24 protein-coding genes are annotated in these 25162 nt (G+C 60.7%); 21 read left to right on the plus strand and 3 right to left on the minus strand.

Annotation, left to right across the window (positions count from 1 at the left end):
• Positions 1-6: 6 nt before the first annotated feature.
• Together QP884_RS00555 and QP884_RS00560 are read right to left on the minus strand one after the other, a co-directional pair.
• Positions 7-1086: a polyprenyl synthetase family protein gene (locus QP884_RS00555; protein ID WP_284820360.1), complete on the minus strand. Its 1080-nt coding sequence runs from the start codon at positions 1084-1086 to the stop codon at positions 7-9.
• 50 nt (positions 1087-1136) lie between these two features.
• Positions 1137-1691 carry a GNAT family N-acetyltransferase gene (locus QP884_RS00560; RefSeq protein WP_239281491.1) on the minus strand — a complete coding sequence of 185 codons (555 nt, stop codon included), beginning with the start codon at positions 1689-1691 and terminating at the stop codon, positions 1137-1139.
• A gap of 227 nt (positions 1692-1918) precedes the next feature.
• On the opposite strand from QP884_RS00560, the gene QP884_RS00565 reads away from it, so the two are divergent.
• The 21 genes from QP884_RS00565 to QP884_RS00665 all read left to right on the plus strand — a co-directional run bounded on the left by QP884_RS00565 (position 1919) and on the right by QP884_RS00665 (position 23849).
• On the plus strand, positions 1919-2350 hold the full coding sequence (locus QP884_RS00565; protein ID WP_204608338.1) for an SAV_6107 family HEPN domain-containing protein: 432 nt from the start codon (positions 1919-1921) through the stop codon (positions 2348-2350).
• Between the two features lie 109 nt (positions 2351-2459).
• Complete coding sequence (locus tag QP884_RS00570; RefSeq protein ID WP_284820150.1) at positions 2460-2858, plus strand: DUF3040 domain-containing protein; 399 nt, start codon at positions 2460-2462, stop codon at positions 2856-2858.
• A gap of 449 nt (positions 2859-3307) precedes the next feature.
• Positions 3308-3742 carry a division/cell wall cluster transcriptional repressor MraZ gene (gene mraZ / locus QP884_RS00575; RefSeq protein ID WP_005324499.1) on the plus strand — a complete coding sequence of 145 codons (435 nt, stop codon included), beginning with the start codon at positions 3308-3310 and terminating at the stop codon, positions 3740-3742.
• Between the two features lie 158 nt (positions 3743-3900).
• On the plus strand, positions 3901-4941 hold the full coding sequence (gene rsmH / locus QP884_RS00580; RefSeq protein WP_284820151.1) for a 16S rRNA (cytosine(1402)-N(4))-methyltransferase RsmH: 1041 nt from the start codon (positions 3901-3903) through the stop codon (positions 4939-4941).
• A complete protein-coding gene (locus tag QP884_RS00585) occupies positions 4938-5735 on the plus strand; it encodes a hypothetical protein (protein WP_284820153.1) in 798 nt (265 codons plus the stop codon). Before rsmH ends, QP884_RS00585 begins: the two co-directional genes overlap by 4 nt.
• Before the next feature lie 195 nt (positions 5736-5930).
• On the plus strand, positions 5931-7802 hold the full coding sequence (locus QP884_RS00590) for a peptidoglycan D,D-transpeptidase FtsI family protein (RefSeq protein WP_434736442.1): 1872 nt from the start codon (positions 5931-5933) through the stop codon (positions 7800-7802).
• A 9-nt stretch (positions 7803-7811) separates the two neighbouring features.
• On the plus strand, positions 7812-9347 hold the full coding sequence (locus QP884_RS00595) for a UDP-N-acetylmuramoyl-L-alanyl-D-glutamate--2,6-diaminopimelate ligase (protein WP_284820154.1): 1536 nt from the start codon (positions 7812-7814) through the stop codon (positions 9345-9347).
• Positions 9348-9349: 2 nt separating this feature from the next.
• Positions 9350-10879, plus strand: a complete 1530-nt coding sequence (locus QP884_RS00600; protein WP_005328922.1) for a UDP-N-acetylmuramoyl-tripeptide--D-alanyl-D-alanine ligase — start codon at positions 9350-9352, stop codon at positions 10877-10879.
• Between the two features lie 30 nt (positions 10880-10909).
• Positions 10910-12016, plus strand: coding sequence for a phospho-N-acetylmuramoyl-pentapeptide-transferase (gene mraY / locus QP884_RS00605; protein ID WP_005328919.1), 1107 nt, complete (start codon positions 10910-10912; stop codon positions 12014-12016).
• 42 nt (positions 12017-12058) lie between these two features.
• Complete coding sequence (gene murD / locus QP884_RS00610) at positions 12059-13450, plus strand: UDP-N-acetylmuramoyl-L-alanine--D-glutamate ligase (protein WP_284820157.1); 1392 nt, start codon at positions 12059-12061, stop codon at positions 13448-13450.
• A gap of 29 nt (positions 13451-13479) precedes the next feature.
• Positions 13480-14880, plus strand: a complete 1401-nt coding sequence (locus QP884_RS00615; RefSeq protein WP_250409956.1) for an FtsW/RodA/SpoVE family cell cycle protein — start codon at positions 13480-13482, stop codon at positions 14878-14880.
• A 23-nt stretch (positions 14881-14903) separates the two neighbouring features.
• On the plus strand, positions 14904-16004 hold the full coding sequence (murG, locus tag QP884_RS00620; protein WP_284820159.1) for an undecaprenyldiphospho-muramoylpentapeptide beta-N-acetylglucosaminyltransferase: 1101 nt from the start codon (positions 14904-14906) through the stop codon (positions 16002-16004).
• Entirely contained in the window at positions 16005-17468 is a 1464-nt protein-coding gene (gene murC / locus QP884_RS00625) for a UDP-N-acetylmuramate--L-alanine ligase (RefSeq protein ID WP_284820161.1), read from the plus strand.
• Positions 17468-18139, plus strand: coding sequence for a cell division protein FtsQ/DivIB (locus QP884_RS00630; protein WP_284820163.1), 672 nt, complete (start codon positions 17468-17470; stop codon positions 18137-18139). Before murC ends, QP884_RS00630 begins: the two co-directional genes overlap by 1 nt.
• A 312-nt stretch (positions 18140-18451) precedes the next feature.
• Entirely contained in the window at positions 18452-19771 is a 1320-nt protein-coding gene (gene ftsZ / locus QP884_RS00635; protein ID WP_284820164.1) for a cell division protein FtsZ, read from the plus strand.
• Positions 19772-19795: 24 nt separating this feature from the next.
• On the plus strand, positions 19796-20527 hold the full coding sequence (pgeF, locus tag QP884_RS00640; RefSeq protein ID WP_284820165.1) for a peptidoglycan editing factor PgeF: 732 nt from the start codon (positions 19796-19798) through the stop codon (positions 20525-20527).
• Positions 20527-21225, plus strand: a complete 699-nt coding sequence (locus tag QP884_RS00645; RefSeq protein WP_284820166.1) for a YggS family pyridoxal phosphate-dependent enzyme — start codon at positions 20527-20529, stop codon at positions 21223-21225. Before pgeF ends, QP884_RS00645 begins: the two co-directional genes overlap by 1 nt.
• Positions 21226-21329: 104 nt before the next feature.
• Positions 21330-21782 (plus strand): cell division protein SepF, encoded by a 453-nt coding sequence (locus QP884_RS00650; RefSeq protein WP_005328906.1) that lies wholly within the window; start codon positions 21330-21332, stop codon positions 21780-21782.
• A 75-nt stretch (positions 21783-21857) separates the two neighbouring features.
• Positions 21858-22151, plus strand: coding sequence for a YggT family protein (locus tag QP884_RS00655; protein WP_150850916.1), 294 nt, complete (start codon positions 21858-21860; stop codon positions 22149-22151).
• A gap of 203 nt (positions 22152-22354) precedes the next feature.
• Entirely contained in the window at positions 22355-23530 is a 1176-nt protein-coding gene (locus tag QP884_RS00660) for a DivIVA domain-containing protein (RefSeq protein WP_284820167.1), read from the plus strand.
• Positions 23531-23627: 97 nt separating this feature from the next.
• A complete protein-coding gene (locus tag QP884_RS00665; RefSeq protein ID WP_239228169.1) occupies positions 23628-23849 on the plus strand; it encodes a zinc-binding dehydrogenase in 222 nt (73 codons plus the stop codon).
• A 75-nt stretch (positions 23850-23924) separates the two neighbouring features.
• On the opposite strand, the gene QP884_RS00670 is transcribed toward QP884_RS00665, so the two are convergent.
• A complete protein-coding gene (locus QP884_RS00670) occupies positions 23925-24926 on the minus strand; it encodes an HNH endonuclease signature motif containing protein (RefSeq protein ID WP_284820168.1) in 1002 nt (333 codons plus the stop codon).
• Between the last annotated feature and the right edge of the window lie 236 nt (positions 24927-25162).

Below are 25162 nucleotides of genomic sequence, written 5' to 3' on the forward strand. Positions count from 1 at the left end.
CACAACCTACTTGCGGCGAGCAGTAGCCTTGATAGCCAACTGCTCTAGGGTTTCGGTGACCGTGGGATCCACCTGTGCGGCGCGCAGGTGCTGCAGGCCCGATTGCGTTAGGGAATCGATGCGGCGCTCAATCTCTTCTGGTGCGCCCGAATCAGCGATGATCTGGGCCAAGCGCGATAGCTCCTGGGGATCTGAGGTGCGGCCAATGAGCTTGCGCAAGGTAGCAGCAGCTTGTGGATCAGACTCATCCGCGCGCTGGAGCGCTAGCGCTAACAGTTCGGTTCGCTTGCCTTCGCGCAGGTCATCACCGGCAGGTTTGCCGGTCACCGCGGGATCGCCAAAAACACCCAGCTGATCGTCGCGCAATTGGTAGGCAATGCCAATATCGTGCCCATAGCCGCGGAAGGCTGCGATAAGTTCCTCGCTTGCACCGGCGATGGCGGCGCCCAAGTGCAGCGGGCGTTCAATGGTATAAGCGGCGGTCTTATAGCGGTTGACGGAATTGGCCAGCTCTACCGATTCGGAACCTGCCGCCTCCAAAGAGATGTCCAAGAGCTGTCCACCGATAACTTCAGTGCGCATGCCGCGCCACGGGCTGCGGGCACGGTGCAAAGCGGCCGCACTCAGGCCGGAATCTTGGAACATGTCCTCTGCGTACACCAGCGCTAAATCGCCTACCAAGATCGCTACGGAGGTGCCGAAGAACTCTGGGTCTCCCAAGTATTCCGATTCGCGGTGCAGCTTTTCGACGCCCCGGTGCACCGTAGGATTGCCGCGACGGGTATTGGAAGCATCGATAATGTCATCGTGGATAAGGGCGCAGGCCTGGATAAATTCCAAAGAGGCGGCCGCGCGGAGCATGGCCGCGGGATCTTCTTCTCCTCGACCTGCGGCAAGGTAGCCCGCCCAGGCATAGGTAGGTCGCACTCGCTTGCCGCCGTCAAGCACGAAGGATTCCAAAAAGCTCACGGCCTTGGTTACAGGGGCGCCAATTGCGGCCACCTGCTCTCGGCGTTGATCGAGAAAGGTGGCGAGTTCCTCGCGCACCGCACCGGGGATGTCCGCAAGCTCAGGAATATTCTGCATAGTCACACCCCACACGATACCGGCTAGGTTGCGCAAGAAATAACAGAGGTTTACAGCGGCAGGCTCGCGCCCAATATGGCAAAGGGGCGGGAATCGGCGGGGTAGAGATGATCACGGAGGACATCGAAGAAGCCGGCGGCTCTATAAAGGCGGAAGGCACCGTTATCCTCGTTCGGTACCTCGGGCGTGGACAACAGTGCGTAGCGCGCCGGGGCATTCCATAGCAATCCCTCTAATAGTTTTCTGCCTAGGCCGTGCCCCTGGTACTGCGGCAAGACGTGAATCTCTGCCAACTCAAAGTAGTTGCGCACAATGTCCCATTGCTCTTCGGTGGGCCCGCCTTGTAGTCGGAGCCCCCGGCGAAGCTCAGCGTCCCACCAGCTATCTGGGGAGCCTAAGAACCCATAGGCCACGCCGACGATGCCATTGTCATGGGTGACAATCTGCGCGCTGAATCCGGGGCGGGTCACGTCATTTCGCCAGCTTGAGATGCGGCTATGCAAGATCGCGGGATTGTAGTGCATTGCCTCGATGTAGATTTCCACCAACTGCGGGGCTAGCAGGGAGAATTCCGGCGGGGTTAGGCGGCGAATTTCAAAGCTCACACTTCCTATGACACCAGATGTCTGTAGCGGAGGGAAAGCGAGGCTCACTCCGTTCTTCGAAAGCCGCAATAGGGAATCGAACAAGCGGGCTGCAGTTAAGTTGTGGCCTGCAATTAACGTTGATCAAATCGAACACGTGAACTATTGTCAAGGGTGGAATGTCTGGCGGCTTGCTTAGGGTCGGGGGCAGTTCAACGACGTTATTTATTTAGTTAAGGGCAAAGACAATGGCACAGATTATTTCGGCAACGCGTACCCGTTCTCTTGGGCGAGAAGGCGGCAAGCGGGCACGGTTCCTCTTTCAGGCACGAGAATTATTAGACGCGGCGCGCGGTTATGCGGCTGAGGGGCGATTCGATCAAGCCTTAGAGGTGGCGTACCAATCGGCTCTACGTACTGCTGGCGCACGAGTAGCTGCATCTGTAGTGGCTCGGCGCCGCCGCCTTCCCTCCAGTGCGTGGGATCGTTTAGCGCTCGTCGGTGTGGAAGACAAGCGGTGGGCTGAATCCTTTAAGGGATATTCGCGGACTCGTGCGCGCGTGTCTTCGGGGCTGGATGAAGCGCCGAGCGAGGAATATGTTTATGGCCTCATGCAGCATGCCGCACAATTTTTGGATGAAAGTGAGGCGGGGACTACTTTCGGCTCTTTTGCTGCGTAGTCACTTCGTGGGGGCGCTCACTACCTTTTGGGGAACATACTGATTATTCTGGGCGTTAATATAGATAGAACTATTACCGCCCGAAGCTCAATCCCTAGTTGGAGGAACAGTGTCTCTTTCCGAGCAGGAGCAGCGCACGCTCCGTGAAATTGAGGAATCGTTACTTGCTGACGATCCTAAGTTTGGCGCTTCCGTTTCTGAGCCTACGTCGTTTGGCGGATCTGGCGGTGCGGTAACCCTCCGAGGTGTAGCGCTCGTTGTTGTTGGCCTTTGCATGCTTGTCGGCGGTGTTGCTCTCGCGCAGCAAAGCCTGTGGTTTATCGTGCTTTCTATCGCGGGCTTTTTGGTGATGTTTGCTGCCGGCGTGTGGATGTTGCGCGGAGACGGATCTGGGCATTCTGCCCAGGGCCATTATTCCGGCGCTCGTGCAAAGAAGTCCGCGTCCCGCAGTGGTGGAGTCAGCGGCAAGTTGGAGGAAAACTTCCGTCGCCGCTTTGAGGAGCGTTAGCGCTTTTTAATTCAGTTTGCCCCGGTTGGCCCAGTAAGGGTCAACCGGGGATTTTTGTGCCGCGCCAAAATTCCCCACTTTGCCCCACGGATGAGGCGCTGGGTGGGCAATGGTGGGGTGGTTGCCCCATGGACTTAGCTAAAAGTCCTCGATAACACAGCATATGGGGTTGGTGTGCGGAGTGGGGCTCATTATGTTGGTGTTGCGAGTGGGGTCAAAGGGGTGGTTGCGGCAGACTGTCAAGGCCTTTTGTGGGATTTCTTCCCACTGGAAAAACCATTATCTAGCTGCAAGTAATCGAGAGTAATCCGGGGGACACGCCGCTTTAAGTGGGTTAGGTGGGGGAAAGTGGGGTAGAGTGGGGCGCAGCGGAGGAAAGAGGGGCTCAAGGGCCTCGATTCTGAAGTAAGAGAATCCGGAGTTTTCGAGTAAGGAAGGTGGACGCCGGGATGTTTCTCGGAACCTACACTCCGAAGCTCGATGACAAGGGACGTCTTACGCTTCCGGCAAAGTTTCGCGATGAACTCGCGGGTGGCCTCATGGTCACCAAGGGGCAGGACCACTCGTTGGCCGTGTACCCGCGGGAGGAATTTGCGGCACGCGCACGGAAGGCTGCGGCGGTTTCTCGAACCAACCCAGAAGCACGAGCTTTCATTCGTAACTTGGCAGCGAGTGCGGACGAACAGCGGCCGGATGGGCATGGGCGCATTACGTTGTCCGCGGGGCATCGGGAATATGCCAACTTGTCTAAGGAGTGCGTTGTGGTTGGCTCTGTGGACTTTCTCGAAATTTGGGACGCAGCCGCGTGGGCTGAGTACCAGTCGCAAACTGAAGATGCTTATTCGGCAGCAGATGCCGATGACGTGCTGGCGGGCTTGCTCTAAGCCTGCACAAGAGTGCGTGTAAGGACTCTGTCCGAGGTGGATGATTCTGGTGTACTTCCCCGATATCAGAAACCTGCCTCGGACAGGGCCCTATACGCACTCGCATGCTTTCCACCACTGGAAGTTAGGGAATTTGAGAAAGGGGGTTGCGGGGAGACATGGCTACCAAAGACCTAAATTATGATGTGGCCGAAAACCACGGCCACGTGCCGGTCATGCGCGAGCGCATGGCTGATCTCCTGCGCCCCCAGGTAGAAGCGGCGGGGGATAAGGCCGTGCTTGTCGACGCCACCTTGGGCGCCGGTGGCCACACCCGCTACTTCCTGGAATCTTTCCCCAAGGCTCGAGTCATTGGCGTTGACCGCGATAAGCAGGCGCTGCGCAATGCCACCGAACGTCTTGCGCCCTACGGCGATCGCTTCGTTGGCGTTAATGCACGATTCGATGAGCTGGGCAGCGCCATCGCGGAAGGGGAGGGCGATATCTTTGATTCGGCTCGCTCTGTAGGCATTGCCGGGGCCCTTTTTGACCTTGGTGTTTCCTCAATGCAGCTAGACCAGGCAGACCGCGGATTCGCTTATAAAGCGGATGCGCCGCTGGATATGCGCATGGACCCTTCGCAAGGGATTACTGCGGCGGATGTACTCAATACCTATACGCACGGTGACTTGGCTCGCGTTCTCAAAACCTATGGTGATGAACGTTTCGCGGGAAAAATTGCCTCCGCCGTGTTGAAAGAGCGCGACAAGGAGCCTTTCGTCAACTCCGCGCGGCTCGTTGAGCTACTTTATGATGTCATTCCCGCTGCGACCCGCCGTACCGGAGGGCACCCCGCCAAGCGCACCTTCCAGGCGCTGCGGGTTGAGGTCAATCGCGAGTTGGAAGCTATTGAAAATGTCCTGCCGGTTATAACCCAAGCGCTTTCGGAAGGCGGCCGTGCCGTATTCATGAGCTACCAATCTTTGGAAGACCGCATCGTTAAAGCAGCCTTCAAAGAACTGACCACTTCCAAGACGCCGGCTGGGTTGCCGATGGATCTGCCAGGCACCGCGCCGAAGTTCAAGATCGTTACGCGCGGGGCGGAAAAGGCCTCTGAAGAGGAAATCGCGGAAAATTCGCGAGCCGCGTCGGTGCGTGTTCGTGCCATCGAAAGACTCGAGGGAATGCCAGAATTTCTACCGCCGGGAGGCAGGCAATGAGCACCATCCCACGCCGCAACCACCTAAAGACTGACAGCCGCGACAGAGAGGCCACTCGCACCATGGGCGCCAGCCGAGACTTCACCACCGGAATCGATACCGGAGCCCCGACGGCGCTGCGCGAGCGTCCCAGCACTACGCGTGCTCCGAGCCGCACTCGCGTGCCGCACCGCAGCACCAAGCGCCTGGGTTCGAAGCAGGTAGTGAGCTTCCGCGGCCGTCAGCTGCAGCCGCAGCCGAAGAAGAACGGGCTCCTAACCCGGTTGGGCGTCATTTCCCTCACGCTGCTTATCGTCGGCGTGGCCTTGGCCATGTGGCTGTCCGGTCTGTCCACCAAGCAAACCTTTGCCATCCAGCAGCTGACCGTGCAGGATTCCCAACTGGATAACCAGATTGAGACCCTCAACCGCGATGCAGAAAATCTCAGCTCTTCTGCTGATATTGCGCGCCGCGCGGACGAAATGGGAATGGCTATTCCCAAGCAGCCGGGCATTGCGGAAGTCGGCGGCGACGGAAAGATCGTCGACAAGCGCGAAGGCACCCCGGATACCGAGAAACTCATTGATGTCAACGGTGAACCAATCCGCCCGGGCCAGGCTTCTAGCGACCCAAAGGATACGGAGGGGATGTCGGATTCCCTCAATGCCGTGCCACAGGGACAGCAACGCACCAGCAATGGTGGCGATGCCGGTGACCGCAACTCGGACCGCGAGACCGGCGATGCCGGTGCCGCCCAAGACAATGCGCGACCTAACCTTCCTGCCCGTGCGCCGTATGCCAGCCGCGCCGAGTAGCTAGAGAAGAATAATCGGTGAAAAAGATGATGCTCGCGCGTGGTGGCGCGGGCATTCTCACTTTTGTAGGGCACAATCAATACACGCAAGAAATTGTGGCGGAAATAGGGAAGGTGACACTGGACTGTGACTACGCCAAGTAAGGCTAGGCGCCGCCCGCGCCGCTCGACCAGCTCCGCGGTGCCGCAAAAGAAGATGATGCGCAAACGCCTGCGCATCATTGTGTCCGTGGTGCTCGTGGCGATGGTCGTCCTCGCTGGCCGCTTGGCCTGGGTACAACTTGTGTGGGGCCCGGACCTTTCCGCCAAGGCCGTCACCCAGCGCGAGCGCGTTTATATCGAGCCGGCCCGTAGGGGAGAAATCCTGGACCGCGATGGCCAGCGCTTGGCCTACACGATGAAGTCTCGTTCCTTGACCGTCTCGCCGACCCGCCTGCGCGATGAGCTAAAAGACAAGGCTGAGATCGAGGCCCAAAAAGATGGCTCGACCGAGGGCATGGATGATACGAAGCTGGATAGCTTCCTCACCAAGAAGATGGAGGAGACCCTCAAGGACATGTCTGAGGGAATCCCGAAGCTGATTGAGGATTCCGGCGCTTCGACCTCCAAGGTGGATAAGGACGATATCCTCAATAAGCTCAAAGCCGATACCCAGTATGAGGTACTGGTGCGCAACGTTGATCCGGATGTTGCCGTAGAGATCGCCAATAAGTACCACGGAGTGGCAGCGGACCGCCAAGACATCCGCCAGTACCCCAACGGCGCCATTGGTGAAAACGTTGTGGGCAAGGTGTCGATGGACGGCCATGGCCAGTTTGGTTTCGAGGCCGCGCGCGATACGGAGCTTACTGGCATTGATGGCCAGTCCACCGAGGACGTCTCCGCAGATGGCCAGGTGATCCCGGGCACGCTGCGTGACGTCGTGGATACCGTTGATGGTCGCGACGTCACCCTCACTTTGGACCTAGACCTGCAGACCTACGTTCAGCAGAAGCTGGAAAAGGCCAAGGCCAACTCTAAGGCTTCCGGTGCGGAAGCAGTGGTCCTCGATGCTGCCACCGGCCAGGTCCTTGCCATGGCCAATACCGATACCGTGGATCCCAATAAGAATGTTGAGGATCAGCTTGATGAGGGCAAGGACTTTGAAAACCGCAGCGTCTCCCATCCTTATGAGCCGGGTTCTGTAGCCAAGGTGGTTACCGCGGCTGCTGCACTGCAGGAGGGCGTGACCACCCCGGATGAGGTGCACCAGGTCCCCGGTTCCATCGATATGGCGGGCGTGACGGTCAACGATGCCTGGGAACACGGCACCGAGCCGTATACCACCACCGGCATCTTTGGTAAGTCCTCCAACGTCGGCACCTTGATGATCGCCGATAAGTTGGGCCAAGAAAAGTACGCCGAGTACCTCAAGAAGTTTGGGTTGGGCAATACCACCGGTATTGAGCTGCCGAACGAATCGGCCGGCAGCGTCCCAGACTTGGAGCAATGGTCCGGCGGCACCTTCGCTAACCTGCCTATTGGTCAGGGCCAGTCGTGGACCACCTTGCAGATGGCCAGCGTGTACCAAGCATTGGCCAATGGTGGTGAGCGTATCGAGCCGCGCATCATTGACTCGGTCAAGGGTCCGGACGGCAAGGACGAAAAGCTAGAGGAACCGGAAAAGAACCAGGTGGTGAGCCCAGAGACCGCCAAGACCACGGTGGATATGTTCCGCGCCGTCTTCCAAGACGATGATGCCGGCCTGCAAAACGGTACGGCCGACAATGCGCAGCTTAAGGGCTATCAGCTTTCCGGCAAGACCGGTACGGCCCAGAAGGTGGACCCAAATACCGGGGCGTATTCGAATTCCGCCTATTGGATCACCTTTGCCGGCATTGCGCCGGCCGATGATCCGCGCTTCGTTGTTGCCGTCATGCTGGATGAGCCTAAGTCCGGCGTGGAGGACAATGGAGGTGGCGGCCAGTCGGCGGCACCTATCTTCCGCGATATCGCCTCGTGGCTACTTAATCGTGACAATATTCCAACTTCGAAACCAGCACCGCGGCTGACCCTGCGGGCACAATAGGAGCTTAGTATGACCGTTTCTTTGGATACTCTCGCCCAGCTTTCTGGCGGGCGCGTCATTGGGGATGCCTCGGTGGAGGTCTCCGCGTGCGGGCTGGATTCTTCGCGTTTGCCGGAAGGCGCGCTCTTTGCCGCCCTGCCGGGCACGCGCGTACACGGAGCGCAGTTCGCTCGCGATACCAAGGCTGGAGCTGTGCTTACCGACGCCGCCGGGCTCGACCTGCTTACCAAGGCCCAAGAGACCCGCCCCATTGTGGTGGTGGAGGATATTCGAGCCGTGCTCGGTCCAATCTCCGCTGAGATATATGGCCACCCGACCCGTGACCTGACGGTCATCGGCGTTACCGGCACCTCCGGCAAGACCACCACCAGCTACCTGCTGGAGGCCGGCCTGCTCCACGCAGGGCACTCCGTGGGCCTTATCGGAACCACCGGTACCCGTATTAACCGCACGCCGGTTCCCACCTCGCTCACCACGCCTGAGGCGCCGACCCTACAAGAGCTTTTCGCGCGCATGAAGAACGAGGGCGTTACCCATGTGGTGATGGAAGTGTCTTCGCACGCACTGGAGCTCGGACGCGTGCGCGGAACTCGGTTTGCGGTAGGCGGGTTTACGAACCTGAGCCAGGACCACCTCGATTTTCACCCCACAATGGAGGACTACTTCCAGGCTAAGGCGAAGCTTTTCGCTGGGGAGCAGGCGGCCGAGCGGGCCGTCCTCTGCATCGATGATGAGTGGGGCGAGCGCATGCGCGGCGTCGCCAAGAGCGCCGGCCACCCAGTTACTACGGTTGCCACCCAGGGCGCTTCGGCCACGATTAGCGCGCGCCAAACCGCCACCGAGGCCACCGGTGCCCAAGAGGTAGCCCTGAATTATGACGGCGCTGATTTCACCTTCCGGCTGCCGCTGCCTGGCGAGTTCAATATCGCCAATGCCTGCTTGGCGCTCGGCATGGCCACCGCGGTAGGAGAGGACCCTGCGGAGTTCCTATCGGGCGTGGAGAAGGTCGCGGTCCCCGGCCGTATGGAGCGCATCGACCGCGGCCAAGACTTTGTGGCCGTTGTGGACTATGCGCATAAGCCAGCGGCCATCGCTGCGGTGCTCGACACCTTGCGTGGTCAGCTGGAGGGAACCACGGGCCGCGTCGGCATTGTCGTCGGCGCCGGCGGAGACCGCGATAGCTCTAAGCGCCCCATCATGGGCGCAGCCGCAGCCAGCCGCGCTGACCTTACCGTGGTGACCGATGACAACCCTCGCTCCGAGGACCCCGCCACCATTCGCGCGGCGGTGATGGCTGGCGCACGTGACGCCGCCCCAGAGGGTGATATCCGCGAGGTAGGCTCCCGCGCCCGTGCCATCGATGAGGTCGTCGATTGGGCCGAGCCGGGCGATGCCGTCATCGTCGTGGGCAAGGGCCACGAGGTGGGACAGCTTGTGAACGGAAAGACCTTGCACTTTGATGACCGCGAGGAAATGGCCCGCGCTATCGAGGAAAAGCTGGCCGGAACCCCGCACCGCGATACCCTTGGGGATGCGAAGGAGTAGACATGATTCCACTTTCTATTGCCGATATTGCCGAAATCACCGGGGGCAGCCTCGATTGCGTGTCTGACCCAGACCAGCGCGTTACCGGGTTCATCGAATTCGATTCCCGCAAGGTGACAAAGGGCGGGCTCTTCCTTGCCCTGCCCGGGGCCCGCGTGGATGGCCACGATTATGCAGAAAAGGCCATCGAGCAGGGCGCAGTGGCGGTGCTGGCGGCGCGGCCGGTGGGGGTTCCGGCGGTCGTCGTCAAGCCCCAAGGCCGCGTTACCGGTGATGCCGCCAACGCGGATATCTATGCCCACGACGAGGACGGCTCGGCCGCCGCGGTGGTGCAGGCGCTATCCGATATCGCGCGAGAAGTCACGCGCCGCCTGACCGCCGAGCAGGGCCTAGACATCGTCGGCGTGACCGGCTCGGCAGGTAAAACCTCCACCAAGGACCTGCTTGCCACAATCTTCCGCGCAGAGGGCGACACCGTTGCCCCTCCCGGTTCCTTCAATAATGAAGTCGGCCTGCCGTATACCGCGTTGCGCTGCGATGAGCACACCCGCTTCCTAGTCGCCGAAATGTCTGCCCGCGGCATCGGTCATATCCGCCACCTGACCACCATCACCGCGCCCACCGTCGGTGTGGTACTCAACGTTGGTACCGCGCACTTGGGCGAGTTTGGCTCACGCGAGAATATTGCCCAGGCCAAAGGCGAGCTCGTTGAAGCCTTGCCCTCGGCCGCTGAGGGCGGCGTCGCCGTGCTCAATGCCGATGATCCCTTCGTCGCCGGCATGGCGCCGCGCACCTCAGCCAAGGTTGTCTACTACTCGGCCAATAAGCCGCCGGCTTCCGACGCCCAGTACTACGCCAGCGATATCCAGCTCGATGACGTCGCCCGCCCCTCGTTTGTGCTGCATGCGCCGGGAACGGACCCACTTCCGGTGAAGCTGCAGGTCTTTGGCAAGCACCAGGTTTCCAACGCTTTGGCAGCCGCCGCGGCTGCTATCGAATCGGGCATGGACCCGCAGGTGGTAGCTAACGCGCTATCCGGACACCAGAATGCCTCGGAACACCGCATGGACGTGCGTACCCGCCGCGATGGAGTAACCACCATCGATGATTCCTATAACGCCAACCCCGATTCCATGCACGCGGCCATTGCCGCGCTGGCCTATACCTCTGCCGCCCGACCGGATGCCCGCGCCATCGCCGTGCTCGGTGAGATGGGCGAGCTCGGCGGAGAAGCGGTGGCCGCCCACCGCGCATTGGGAGAGGTGCTTTCCAAGTACCACGTTGACCACCTCGTGGCCGTGGGAGACAACGATAATATGAGGGCCATGGTCGAGGCCGCACAGGCGCGGGGTATAAATACTACTATCAGCCCGGATGTTGACGCCGCTGCGGCGGCGGTCGAAGACATCATCAGGGTAGCGCCTGCCGGCATCGAAGATTGGACCGGGCGCGAGGCCAAAGATGTAGTCCTCATCAAGTCGTCAAATGCCCAGCGCCTGTGGCGCGTGGCAGAACAGCTCAATCGCCGTTAGTCCTCAGTACAAGGAGAAAGACCTCTAGCAATGACTCAGATCATTATCGCGGGCATCCTCAGCTTCCTCGTCGCGATTTTTACCACTCCCATGTTGGTGCGCTACTTTTCCGGGGTAGGCAAGGGACAAGAAATTCGCGAGGACGGACCGCAGCTGCACCTGCGCAAGCGCGGCACCCCCACCATGGGCGGACTGGCGATTCTGCTGGCCATCACCGTGGCCTACCTCGTAGTGGGAATTTATGCCCGCGTGACCGGTAACGGTGGTTTTAGCCCCTCTGGTCTCTTGGTTTACTTCCTCACGATGGGCCTGGGCGGTCTGGGTTTTGCCGATGACTTCATCAAGCTGTTCAAAAAGCGCAACCTTGGCCTGAACAAGACCGCCAAGCTGGTAGGTCAGCTGGCCGTAGCGCTCATCTTCGGCATCCTGGCGCTGCAGTTCCCAGACGAGCACGGATTGACCCCAGCGTCTACCAATCTTTCCTTCGTTCGCGATTTTGAGACCTTCGACATCGCCGTGGGCGGCGCCATCATCGGCACCATTGTCTTCCTTGTCTTTCTCTATCTACTCATTGCTGCGTGGTCGAACGCCGTGAACCTCACCGACGGACTCGACGGCTTGGCCGCAGGCACCACCGCGATGGTGATGGGCGCCTACGCACTGATTTCCTTCTGGCAGTTCCGCAACTCTTGCGCCGTCTCGCCAGCGGCAGGGTGCTATGAAGTTCGCGATCCGCTCGACTTGGCCGTGCTGGCTGCAGCTGGCCTGGGCGGTTGCTTGGGCTTTTTGTGGTGGAATGCCGCGCCGGCAAAGATCTTCATGGGCGATACTGGTTCGCTTGCGCTCGGCGGCCTCGTTGCCGGCCTCTCGGTGACGACTCGCACCGAGCTGCTTATGATCATCATCGGCGCCATCTTCGTGATTGAGACGGTCTCCGTGGTTATCCAGATCATCGTCTTCCGCAGCACCGGTAAGCGCTTCTTCCGCATGGCGCCCATCCACCACCACTTTGAAAATGGTGGCTGGGCTGAGACCGCCGTAGTCACCCGCTTCTGGCTGCTGAGCGCCATGGCCGCTATTGCCGGCGTATGCATCTTCTACGGCGACTGGCTGTCTGCCGTCGGCTTTGCTTCCTAAGACTCACGCCTTTTTAGCTTTATCGAGGAAAGAGGAATAGAGATGACCGAGTTGCCATCCTCGTTGCGCGGGCGAGTGCTCGTAGCCGGGGCGGGAGTATCGGGGCGCGGTTGCGTCGCTATGCTGGCAAGCCTCGGGGTGGATACCACCGTGGCAGATTCCAACGAGACCGCGCTGGCGGAATTGGCGGAGGAATACGGGGTAGCAACCGTCTCCGTCGATTCTGCCGCCCAAGGCGATTTTGACCTCGTGGTTACTTCGCCGGGCTGGCGTCCCGATTCGCCCTTGTTGGTCACCCTCCAGGACGCTGGGGTAGAGGTCATCGGCGACGTGGAGCTCGCGTATCGCCTGGATCGCGCGGGCGTCTTCGGCGCGCCGCGTACCTGGCTGGTAGTTACCGGAACCAACGGCAAGACCACCACTACCGGCATGTTGGCCCAGATTATGCAGGCAGATGCCAAGCGCACCGGCAAGCGCGCACTGGCGGTGGGCAATATCGGCGTTTCGCTTTTCGACGCCCTCACGGCCACCCCTCGCGTCGACGTTCTCTGCGCCGAACTATCTTCTTTCCAGTTGCATTGGTCCAGCCACTTGCGCCCCGATGTGGGCGTGCTACTGAATTTGGCTGATGACCACCTGGATTGGCACGGATCGTTCGATGCCTATGCCCGCGCGAAGGCCAAGGTGCTCTCCGGTGACGTCGCTGTGGTGGGCAAGGATGACGCCGAGGCGGTCCGCTACGCCGCAGATACCACAGACCTCTGCGGCTTTACCGCAGCTGAACCTACACAGGGAGAGGTGGGCGTAAGTGCCGGCCGTCTTGTTTCGCGGCTAAACGAGAAGCGCGAGGATCTCGCCTCCGCTGAGGGCATTGAGCCCGCCGGCCTGGCAGGAGTTCTAGACGCTGCGGCCGCAGCCAGCGTCGCGCGTCTGGCAGGCGCCACCCCGGAGTCCATTGCGCAGGGGCTGGCCGCATATACCGTCGCCGGGCACCGCGGCGCTGTGGTCCATGAGCATTCCGGCATCAGGTTCATCGATAATTCCAAAGCCACCAACCCGCACGCGGCGGATGCGGCGCTCAAGGGGCTCAACTCCGTGGTCTGGATTGCCGGCGGGCAGTTGAAGGGCGCGGAGGTAGACGGGCTCGTCGCCAAGCACGCCGCCCACATCAAAGCCGCGGTAGTACTGGGCGTGGATAGGGAAGAAGTTGCCAGCGCCCTAGCCGCGCATGCGCCGCATGCCCCAGTGGACGTCATCGAAACGCAGGAGCCTGTCGCAGCCATGCATGCTGCGGTGGAGGCTGCACTGCAACACGCCGACGCCGGGGATACCGTTCTTTTGGCGCCGGCTGCGGCATCGTTGGATATGTATACCGGCATGGCTCAACGCGGTGATGTATTCGCCGCGGCCGCGCGGGAGCTTACCCGTAACTAGAGCTTTAGATTTAAGGATCAGGAGAACACATGACGGCCACCTCCCAGCAGCGCCCGCGCTCCAAGAGTTTTGGCGACCGCGTTCGCGAGCTGCGCGAGCGCGCCCGCCAGGAAGCCGGCCTTGATTACCAGCTGCTGCGCTTTATCATCTTCTTCCTCGTGGGCATCGGCGTGCTCATGGTCTTTTCTTCCTCCATGGCTACTTCCCTCACCGAGGACGGCGGAGTATGGAACCAGGCATTGCGCCAGTGCGTGATGGTGTTCTTGGGCCTCGTTGCCTTTTGGTTTGGCCTCAAGGTGTCGCCGCATACCCTGCGCAAATGCGTGCCGTGGATTGTGGGCTTGTCCATCATTTTGCTCATCGCCGTGCTGATCCCCGGCGTGGGCACCGGCCGCGAGGAGGTAGGTTCCCAGTCCTGGATTTACTTGGGACCGTTCTCCCTGCAGCCCTCGGAGCTTGCCCGCATCGCCGTAGGCATGTTTGGTGCGACCGTATTGGCGGATAAGGAGCACAAATCCATGAAGGTGACGGATCCCTTCATGATGTACTCCCTCATCGCCGGCGTTATGTTCTTGCTCATCGTCTTTCAGGGCGATTTGGGTATGGCTTTGTCCTTTGCCCTCGTGGTTGTCTTCACCCTGATTTTCGCGGGTGTCGACTGGCGCGTTCCGGCGACCATCGGCGTCGCAGCCGTGTGTGGTTTGCTGTTTATCTTCCTTTCTGGCGGCTTCCGGTCCAACCGCTTCCACACCTATTTCGACGCCCTCGTGGGCAATATCTCCGATACTCAAGGTACGGGTTTCCAGTCCTATCAGGGCTTTCTCTCGCTTGCCGACGGCGGCTTCTGGGGCGTAGGCATCGGCCAATCCCGTGCCAAGTGGTTCTACCTGCCCGAGGCGAAAAATGACTTTATTTTCGCCATCGTGGGTGAGGAACTCGGCTGGTGGGGCGGTGCGCTCGTCATCGTGCTATTCGCCGCACTGGGCTATGTGGGCTTGCGCACCGCGATGCGCGCACAGAACCAGTTCCAGTCCCTGCTGGCCGCAACGCTGACCATCGGTGTGGTCACGCAGGCCTTCGTGAATATTGGCTACGTCATTGGCCTGCTGCCGGTGACCGGTATTCAGCTGCCCATGATTTCTGCCGGCGGTACCGCGGCGATCATCACGATTGGCTCGATGGGCATCCTGTGCAACGTGGCGCGTCACGAGCCGATGCAAATTTCTGCCATGCAGAATTTCGGCCGCCCGCTGTTCGACCGCCTCTTGTTCATCGGCGAGCCGCAGCCAGTGCCGAAGCCGAAGAAGAAGCAGCAGGGCCGTCACGCCCGCCCGCAGGAGCCGCGCTCCCGCGTGCGCGAGGAGCGTTTTGGTCGCCCCGTGACCGGAAGCGGCCGCCGCTATCCGCGCGCCGAGCGCCGCTATCGCTAGGTGGCGCTGGTAGCCTTTAGGCTATGAATTCCACGCCTATTTCCGTCGTCATCGCAGGTGGCGGCACCGCCGGACACATTGAACCCGCCCTCGCCGTGGGCGAAGCTTTGCGCGAGCGCCACGGCGCACGCATCACCGCTCTCGGTACCGAAAAGGGCCTCGAGCGCGATATCATTCCCGCCCGCGGCGTGGACCTGAGCCTGATTACCCCCGTGCCAATCCCGCGCAAGGTCAACGCGCAGCTCTTCAAGCTACCGTTTAACCTCTCCCGCGCGGTGGGGGAGGCCAAGCAGGTGCTCAAGGACGTCGAGGCGGATGTCGTCTTTGGTACCGGCGGCTACGTGGCCGGGCCGGCCTATATCGCTGCGCGGTCCCTCGGCATCCCGTTTTATGTTCTAGAGACCAATGCTTTGGCTGGCATGGCCAATAAGCTCGGTGTGAAGATGGGTGGCATTGGGCTCAACGCGCACCCAGATTCTGGCATGCCGGGCGAGGTCGTTGGCATCCCCGTTCGCCCGAGCCTGGCAGACGACCCGAATGGCAACCTGGCCGCAGACGCGCGCACCAAGTGGAACCTGGCCGAGCTTCCCACCATTCTCATCACCGGCGGGTCCCAAGGCGCAGCCAGCATCAACCGCGCCGTTGCTGGAGCGGTGGAGAACTTGGCACAGGACTTCCAGCTTCTGCACGCCTATGGCAAGAAGAATGACCCGCCCGCAGAACACCCGAACTACGCCGCACTGCCGTATATCGAGGACATGGGCTCCGCCCTTGCGGTAGCCGACCTCGTCGTGTGCCGCTCTGGCGCGATGACCGTCGCCGAAGTATCCGCCGCAGGCCTGCCGGCCATCTACGTTCCGCTGCCGCACGGCAATGGCGAACAGGCGCTCAATTCCCGCGACGTGGTCGAGGCGGGCGCCGCCATCCAGATTCCGGACGCGGAGCTGACCGCAGAACGACTCATCTCCGAGGTGCGCGGCATTCTCGATGACCCGCAACGCCTCGAGTCGATGACGCACGCCGCCGCCCATGCCAGCGCCGGAGACGTGGCCAATTCCATCGCAGACCGCATCGCCGCCCGCGTATCCGAGGCCGAAGACGCCGCTGGAAGGAAGGATAAGTAAATGACCGATCCCGCACACTACGATCTGCGCCGCGTCCACCTCATCGGCATTGGTGGTTCCGGCATGTCGGGACTCGCGCGAATCCTCGCCGCTCGCGGCGGAGTGGTTACAGGTTCCGATGTCAAAGACTCCACCCCGGTTGAGGTGCTGCGCACCATGGGCGCCAAGGTCGCCATCGGCCATGCCGCGGAAAACCTGCGACTGTCTGGCGAACTGCCCACCGTCGTCGTTACTTCTTTCGCCGCCATTCCCCAAGATAATCCGGAGCTAGTAGCCGCAAAGGATAACGATATCCCGGTAATTCGCCGCTCCGATCTGCTTGCCGCGTTGATGGAGGGCCACAAGCAGGTGCTGCTGGCTGGCACCCATGGCAAAACCTCCACCACGTCGATGACCGTGAGCGCGATGCAACACGCGGGTCTCGATCCTTCCTTCGCCATCGGCGGCCAGCTCAATCGCGCGGGCACCAATGCCCACGGTGGCACCGGAGAGGCATTCGTTGCCGAGGCCGATGAATCTGATGCCTCGCTGCTGCGCTATAGCCCGGACGTCGCGGTGCTCACGACTATCGAGCCTGATCACCTCGACTTCTTCCACAGCGAGGAAGCCTACTTCCAAGTCTTCGATGACTTTGCTGACTTGGTCACCCCGGAGACCGGCTACCTCGTTGTCTGCGCCGAAGACGAGCACGCTGCCCGCGCTGGCGAGCGGGCGCTCGAGCGCGGCATCAACGTCGTGGCCTACGGCTCGCCGGAGAAGTCTTTTACCTCTACCGTGCCACTGGCCGCCGAGCTGGTCCGCGAAGAGACCACCGCGGAAGGCATGGACACCACCGTCAAGCTCGACCTTCCTGGCGTTTCTGAAACCGTGCGCTACGAGCTGCAGATCCCAGGCCACCACATGGTGCTCAATTCCATGGGCGCCTTGATCGCCGGCGTGCTCTCCGGCGGCACCCCGGCCGCCATCGCCGAGGGATTGGCTGATTTTGGCGGTGTGCGCCGGCGCTTTGAGTACCGGGGGAGCGTCGACAAGCAGGGCAAGCCCGTGCGCGTCTTCGATGACTATGCCCACCATCCCACCGAGGTTGCGGCAGTGCTGCGGGCCGCCCGCGCCAAGGTCGAGGCGGAAGGCCACGGCGGGCGCGTCATCGCGTGCTTCCAGCCGCACCTGTACTCGCGCACCATGGAATTCGACGCCGAGTTTGCCCAGGCACTCTCGCTTGCCGACGCCGCCGTGGTACTCGACATCTACGGCGCTCGCGAACAGCCCGTGGAGGGAATTACCTCCCGCATCATTACCGATAAGATGCCCGCTGAAATGCAGGTCATCTTCGAGCCAGACTTTTCCGCCGCTGCCCGCGACGTCGTGTCGGTGGCGGAGCCAGGCGATGTGGTGCTGACCATTGGTGCTGGCTCGGTAACCATGGTGGCAGCGGAAATCCTCGATGAATTGCGGGCAAGCTAGTGCGCGTATCCGCAAAGCTCATCGCTGGGGTCATCGCCGCAATTGTCGCCGTGGCCGTCATAGCGGCCGCCGTGATGTGGACAGTTCCAGTCCTGAAGGTACGCAATTTTCAGGTGGAAGGTGTCCACCAGCTCGATCCCGCACAGGTGGAGGAAGCCTCTGGGGTTCCCAAGGGCGAAAATTTGCTACGCGTTAACGCGCGTGAGGCAGCTTCCGGTGTTGCTGGATTGGACTGGGTCGATTCGGCGACAGTCTCCCGCGATTTCCCTTCGACCTTGACCATCAACGTGTCCGAGCACAAGGCCGTGGCGTTTGTAAAGCGCGATAATAAGCCCTTCCTGATCGATGATAAGGGCGAGGAATTTACCTCCGCTGAGCCTCCCGCGGGCGCGGTTGAGGTGACGGGCTCCGTCGATAGCGGCTCGCCGCAAATCCAGGATGCCGTGCGAGCGATTGCAGCGCTTTCCGACGACGTCCGTAACCAAGTAGCAAAGCTGGAAGTGGCGGGCGAATATTCGCTGACTTTTACCACCAAAGATGACCGGCGCATCTTCTGGGGTGCCAGCGATTCTAACGATGAGGACAAGGCGCATGCTTTTGCCACAGTGTTGAAGATGGAAGGCCGCGAGTGGAATATTTCCAACCCTGAGTTGGTCACCACCCGCGGATAGGGCGACGGGTGCCCCCGCAGGTGCCTTTATCGCTCTTGTGGGCCCGTGCAGCACCGCTTAGGCGTGTGCGCTGCACGGGCTCTTTTTAGTGCCTGAACCGTGGGGCGGATGATGCGGGTGTGACTTATAAAACCGCAGGTGAGCAACCCTAAAGTGGAACTTGAGGGTCTCGACACGCGGAAAATGTGCGTGAAAATTACACCGCTGTCGTTAAAGATGGAAAGGAACGCGATTCGCCTTCGGCGGAGCGCATTACATTCCTCGTTTAATGCACGTGCAGACTTAAAGTAGCGAAAGGTGAGACCTACTCACATGATCTCTTCCAATAACAATCTCGCGGATATCAAGGTCGTCGGCGTCGGCGGCGGCGGCGTCAACGCCGTCAACCGCATGATCGAAGAAGGCCTCAAGGGTGTTCAGTTCGTCGCCATCAACACCGACTCCCAGGCCCTCATTTTCTCCGATGCAGACACCAAGCTCGACATTGGCCGTGAGGCCACCCGTGGCCTCGGCGCCGGCGCTAACCCTGAGGTAGGAAAGACCTCCGCAGAAGACCACAAGTCCGAAATTGAAGACGCCCTCGAGGGCTCCGACATGGTCTTCGTGACTGCCGGCGAGGGTGGCGGCACCGGCACCGGTGCTGCTCCGGTCGTGGCGTCTATCGCGAAGAAAATGGGTGCGCTGACCGTCGGTGTTGTCACCCGCCCGTTCAAGTTCGAAGGCGCTCGCCGTACCCGCCAGGCCATGGCCGGCATTGAGGAGCTGCGCGAGGTCTGCGATACCCTCATCGTCATTCCGAACGATCGCCTGATGCAGCTCGGTGGGGAAGAGCTCTCCATCGTTGAGGCTTTCCGTGCTGCCGATGAGGTGCTGCACAATGGTGTGCAGGGTATTACCAACCTGATCACCATCCCGGGCATGATCAACGTCGACTTTGCCGACGTCCGCTCCGTTATGTCTGACGCTGGCTCCGCGCTGATGGGCATCGGTTCCGCCCGCGGTGATAACCGCGCCATGACCGCTGCTGAGCAAGCCATTAACTCCCCGCTGTTGGAATCCACGATGGAAGGTGCCAAGGGCGTGCTGCTGTCCATCGCCGGCGGCTCCGATCTCGGCCTGCACGAAGTAAACGCCGCCGCCTCCATGGTGGAAGAGCGCGCTGACGAAGACGTCAACCTCATCTTCGGTACCATCATCGATGACACCTTGGGCGATGAAATCCGCATCACCATCATCGCCACCGGCTTCGATGCCGAGGCCAATATGACCCAGACCGCTGCGCAGCAGCAGCCGCAGCAGGAACAGCGCAAGCCGGGCTCCCTTTTTGACAATCGCCAGCGCGAAGCCGCAGAACCCGTCACCCCGGCACCGGCGCAGCCTGCTGCTGCTCAGCCAGTACAGGATGACTACTCCCCGCGCCACTCCTACGAGCCGCGCGCCGGCCAGGAGCGAGAGCGCTACACCCCGCAGCGCCCTGCCGAGGAGCGTCGCCCAGAATCTAGCGGTCTGTTCACCAACTCTGACCGTTTCTCCCGCGAGGAGCGCCGCGATGACTACCGTTTGTCCCGCCCGTCGCAGCGTCGTGACGATGACGGCGACGACGATCTGGACGTGCCTTCCTTCATGCGCTAAGCGCAAAGCGCTACGCTGGTGTGCATGCCAGTAAACGAGGAACATCGCACCACACGCCCCGTCCGCATGGTTTTTACTAGCCGTGCTGGCGGGGCGTCTGCTATTCCATACGACTCCTTCAACTTGGGGCACCACGTCGGCGATGACCCCGCCGCGGTTGCCGCTAATCGCGAGCGCCTGAAGCGCGTGACCGGTCTGGACGACATCGTGTGGATGGAACAGCTGCACACCAATACCGTCACCATCGTCGATGGTCCACAGGACGAGCCCGTGCCAGCCACAGACGCAATTGTCACCACCCAGCGCCGCTTGGGCTTGGGCGTCCTTGTTGCGGATTGCACGCCGGTGCTGCTTGTCGACGTCACCGCTGGCGTCATCGCCGCCGCCCACGCTGGCCGCCTTGGCGCCCGCAACGGCCTTGTGGTCAATACCGTGCGCGAAATGCAGAAGCTTGGCGCACGGCCCGAGCGCATTCAGGTAGTTATGGGGCCGGCTGCTTCCGGAAAGAACTACGAAGTGCCCGAGGAAATGGCCACTGACGTCGAGCGCCGCTTGCCCGGCTCCAAGACTCGGACGTCGAAGGGCACGTGGGGCATCGATGTGCGCGCAGGGCTGATTCGCCAGCTTATGGGGCTAGGCATCACCGCAATTGAATCCGACCCGCGCTGCACCATCGAAGACGAAGAGTTCTTTTCCTATCGCCGCGAAGGAACTACCGGCCGCCAGGCTGGACTAATTTGGTTGGAGGCTAAGTAATGTCAGACCGAAAGGCACAGCTAGAACAAAACCTATCGGCCACCCTTGCCAAGATTGAACGGCTAGCAGCAGACTCAGGGCGAAAGCCACCGCAGCTGTTGCCGGTAACGAAATTTCACCCAGCTGCGGATATTTCTCTGCTGGCAGAGCTAGGAGTTACCGACGTCGCCGAAAACCGGGAGCAAGAAGCCCGCGCCAAGGCCGCTGAGCTGCCGCAGCTGCGTTTCCACATGATTGGCCAAATTCAGACCAAAAAAGCCAACCATGTGGCTCGTTGGGCCGCCAGCGTCCATTCGCTTGATTCCCTCAAGCTCGCCCACGCGCTGGAGCGGGGAGTTTCCTTAGCCAAGGAACGAGGCGAGCGCGAAAGCAATTTGCCGGTATTTATCCAAGTCTCCGCCGACGGCGATGGCGCTCGAGGTGGGGTAACTCCGGACGCGCTCGATGAGGTCGTGCGTGCCGTGGAAAAAGCGCAGCACCTAGAACTTGCCGGACTCATGGTGGTTCCGCCACTTGATGCCGATGCTGGCGAGGTATTCCGAAACGTCCGCGGAGAGGTAGATCGCTTATCCTCTGAGCTGAATCGACCGTTGAAATTCTCTGCTGGCATGAGCGCGGACATGGCCGAGGCAATTGCTGCGGGCAGTGATATCGTGCGTGTCGGAACCAGTATCATGGGGCCGCGGCCAGTAGGTTAAAAACATCGCAAAAGCGCATTTCACGGCGTAAATCACATTAGTCACACCAGACACATTTTACGCGTTCAGACTTGTACAAATTTAGGTCAGAGGGAGACCCAAAAATGTCATTCATTGATAAGACGAAGGATTTCTTCGGGCTGGGCCCGGTGGACATCGAAGAGGACGATGCCTACTACAACGAGGAGCCGCGTTACTCCGAAAATAGCTCCTCGGCCTACGCACCTCGCCGCGCCCCGCAGTCCTATGAGCCGGCCCCAGCGCAGGAGGAATTCGTTCCGACCATCGTGGCCATCTCGCTGACGTCTTTCAATGATGCCGCCAAGGTAGGCGAGCCCTTCCGCGACGGCGATGCCGTTGTCTTCGAGTTGACTGACGCCGAAAAGGCCACCGCCAAGCGCTTCATCGACTTCGCTGCCGGCCTCTGCTTCGGCCTGGAGGGGCGTATGCTCAACCTCACCAAGGGCATGGACACTGAGCGCAAGGTCTTTTCCATCGTGCCGAAGTCTGCGGACATTGCAAAGCACGAGCTCGAGCGTGCCGCAGGCCTGCGCTAAGCGGCGCGGTTCATTTAGCCCCCGTGGAGTGCCGATTGGGCACCCGCGGGGGTTTATTCGATAGGCTCGGTCATTGTGACACAACTCGGAATTATTCTTATCCTGCTCGTGCGGATCTATACGTGGGTGCTCATCGCCCGCATCATTATTGAGATGATCCAGTCCTTCTCGCGGCAGTTCAACCCTCCACGCTGGTTCATGGTTGTAGCGGAGCCTCTGTTTGTAATTACGGATCCGCCGGTCAAGGCGTTGCGCCGCCTGATCCCGCCTCTGCAAATGGGTGGCGTAGCGCTTGATGTATCGGTGCTTGTGCTGTTCGTCTTGCTCTCGATACTCACAATGATCTTGCGGATAATTTTCCTGACTTAACACCCCCGCCGCCTCGAAACCTGTGGTAAACGTTGAGACTCGGCGGGGCGTCGATTATTGTGGGCGTTTGGTTACGATAAATCGCGATAACCCGTATTATGAACCACATGTACCTTTGTGGGGAAGGTTTAGCTAGACCTGAACCGCACTCCTAAGGCCCTGGAAGCTCCGGGGTTGTACCAACCTGAAGGGGAAGAGAAGACATGCCACTGTCACCAGCTGATGTTCACAACGTCGCGTTCAGCAAGCCGCCAATTGGCAAGCGCGGCTACAACGAAGACGAGGTGGATCAGTTCCTCGACCTCGTAGAGGACGCCCTTGCCCAGCTGCAGGATGAAAACGAAGACCTGCAGGCGCAGGTTAGCGATCTGAACTCCCAGGCCAAGGCGGGTGCTGGCGCCGGTGTTGCTGGTACCGCAACTGCGGCTTCCACCCGCACCGATGAGGCTGCGCTGCGCAAGGAAATTGAGGCCAAGCTGCGCGCGGAGTACGAAACCAAGCTGGCGGACTCCAAGTCCGAGGTTTCCCGCGCTAAGGAAGAGACCAAGAAGGCGCAGGAGCAGGTTAAGGCTGCCCAGGCAGAGGCTTCCAAGGCACAGGCCTCTGGCTCAGCTGCTGCTTCCTCTTCCGCAGACCTGAAGGCAGCCCGCGATGAGGCGGCTCAGGCAAAGAAGGACGCCGAGGCAGCTCGCGCCGAGGCAGCCCAGGCAAAGAAGGACCTCGAGGCTTCCAAGAAGGAAAACGACGAGCTGAAGAAGTCGGCTTCCGCAGCTGGTTCCTCCAAGGCTGGTGCAGCGGCTGCGGGTATCGCAGGCGCTGGTGCGGCTCAGACCGCCGATGGCCTGGCCACCCCAGAAACCCACATGCAGGCAGCCCGCGTTCTGGGACTGGCACAGGAGATGGCAGACCGCCTGACCTCCGAGGCTCGTGCGGAGTCCGAGTCCATGCTGTCCGAGGCGCGCACCGCCGCCGAGAAGCAGCTGACCGACGCCGATTCCCGCTCCAAGGCACAGCTTGCTGACGCCCAGAAGAAGTACGACGCCCAGCTGCAGGATGCAGATTCCCGCTCCAAGAAGCTGGTATCTGACGCCGAGGCAAAGGCAAAGCAGACCGAGTCTGATGCTTCCTCTCGCGCAGAGGCACAAATCCGCCAGGCAGAGGAGAAGGCTGCTTCCCTGCAGGCCGATGCCGAGCGCAAGCACACCGAGGTTATGAACACCGTCAAGCAGCAGCAGACCGCACTGGAGGCTCGTATCTCCGAGCTGCGCACCTTCGAGCGCGAGTACCGCACCCGCCTGAAGACCCTGCTGGAGTCTCAGCTGGAAGAGCTGGCTACCCGCGGCACCGCCGCACCGAACGGCGAGGCTGGCAACAACTAAGCCACCCCGTTCTTCCTAGCGCCCCCGCCACCGTGGCGGGGGCGCTATTGTTGTTTTAGACCGTCGTGCTATAGCCCGCCTACCGAAAGGAACCACTGTGCTCGTAGCCGCTTTAGTTCTCGCCCTCGTGGCATTCGTGGCCTTGGTCAACTTTGTTATCTCGGGTGCAGATTGGTCGCTGTATATCGTTTTTGGCGCCGCCGGCGTCGGACTCGTGTGCTTCATCCTGGACTGGGCGCATAAACATCGCGCTGACAAAGCCTCAGCAACTGAATCCCCCGAGGAGGAGGCTCTGCGCGCAGCCTTCCACGAGGACTAACGCCGCAAGACCCCAAGCTTTCGGTTGCAGGCATGCCAATAAGGCGCACGAGGCGCCTTATTCCGCGGTCGGGCTCTAGCAATCGGGCGGTTGCCACCGAATCTGCCCGTTGGTCCGGGCAAGTCGCCCGCGCAGCGGCGGGGCGTTGGGATCGTCATCGTTGGCGCCATTGTGGTACGCGCAGGCTGTGGATAAGTTCGCGATATTGGTCAATCCACCGTGCAACCACGGCTCCAGATGGTGAATTTGGCATTCGTCAGCAGGCTTAGCGCAGCGCGGCCATGGGCATACCGGATTTTCCGCACCCGCCATCAACCGCTGCTTAGCATTGGCGAAGCGCTCCGTGCGGTACAGGTTCACCGCGCCTTCATAGGGGCTCACCAGGGTAATGAGCCCATGCTCCTTTAACGTGCGGCGCACATACTGCGCTCCCGTAAGCGTTGCTCCGTTGGTCATCTGCAAGGTGATTTCCTCGCCATCACCGTTGACGATGCGCACGTAGTCTTCCAAGCGCACGATGACATTGGTTACCACGGTGCTTCGTTGCCCCGTATCGCTGCCGAAGAAGGTATCTTCCACCACATCCAGCGGCTTTTTGTCTTGGTTTTCCACCGCCGCGTGGAGGTCTGCAATGAACGAGGACGAGCCGTCGATCGCTAGCGTCCACGGCGCATCCTTGCGGCGGATGATGCGTACACCAGGCTTTACCTGGCGCTTTTTCTTCGGAACCTTGGATTGCGCCAGCTTTTCCAGTGCCGCCGCTGTGGCCTTGGTGGTACATAGCTGTTCGCGGAGGACCCAGGCGTCGAAAAGCGTGGGCATCTTGCGCGCATACTTTTCAATGATGGATAAAGCAACGATGGAATGCCCATTGTGCTGAGCTCCTTCGATAGCACGACGACGCTTCCTCGTGAACTTGGTCGTGCCGCAGTACGCCTCTTTTAGCAATGCCAACTCGCGGGCCGTTTTTTCAGCGGCGCCTCGCGCGCAGAGGTCGTCCTCGGACATGCCTGCGCACCCGAGGACGATGTCCATCCCGGGTGCCATGGCTGCGAGGTAAGTATCTAGCGCGTTCACGATTCACAATTTATTTCCCAGCGCAAGCCCCCACAAGGGAAAATTTTTGGCCTGTGGATAACTTCTTGTGCACGAAGATTCTGTGGCGCTATACTGTGGCCTACACGCAGTGATCCGGCCATCACCGGGGAGCAATTCAGAAGAACAGCCAGTGTGGCCCAGTAGAACTGAACGGGTGGGACCGTCAACTCCTTCACCGAAACGAAGCGGAGCCTGCGGGCTCAAGCAGGGTGGTA

It is taken from the genome of Corynebacterium tuberculostearicum (genome assembly GCF_030229345.1).
Taxonomy (GTDB): Bacteria; Actinomycetota; Actinomycetes; order Mycobacteriales; family Mycobacteriaceae; genus Corynebacterium; species Corynebacterium tuberculostearicum_G.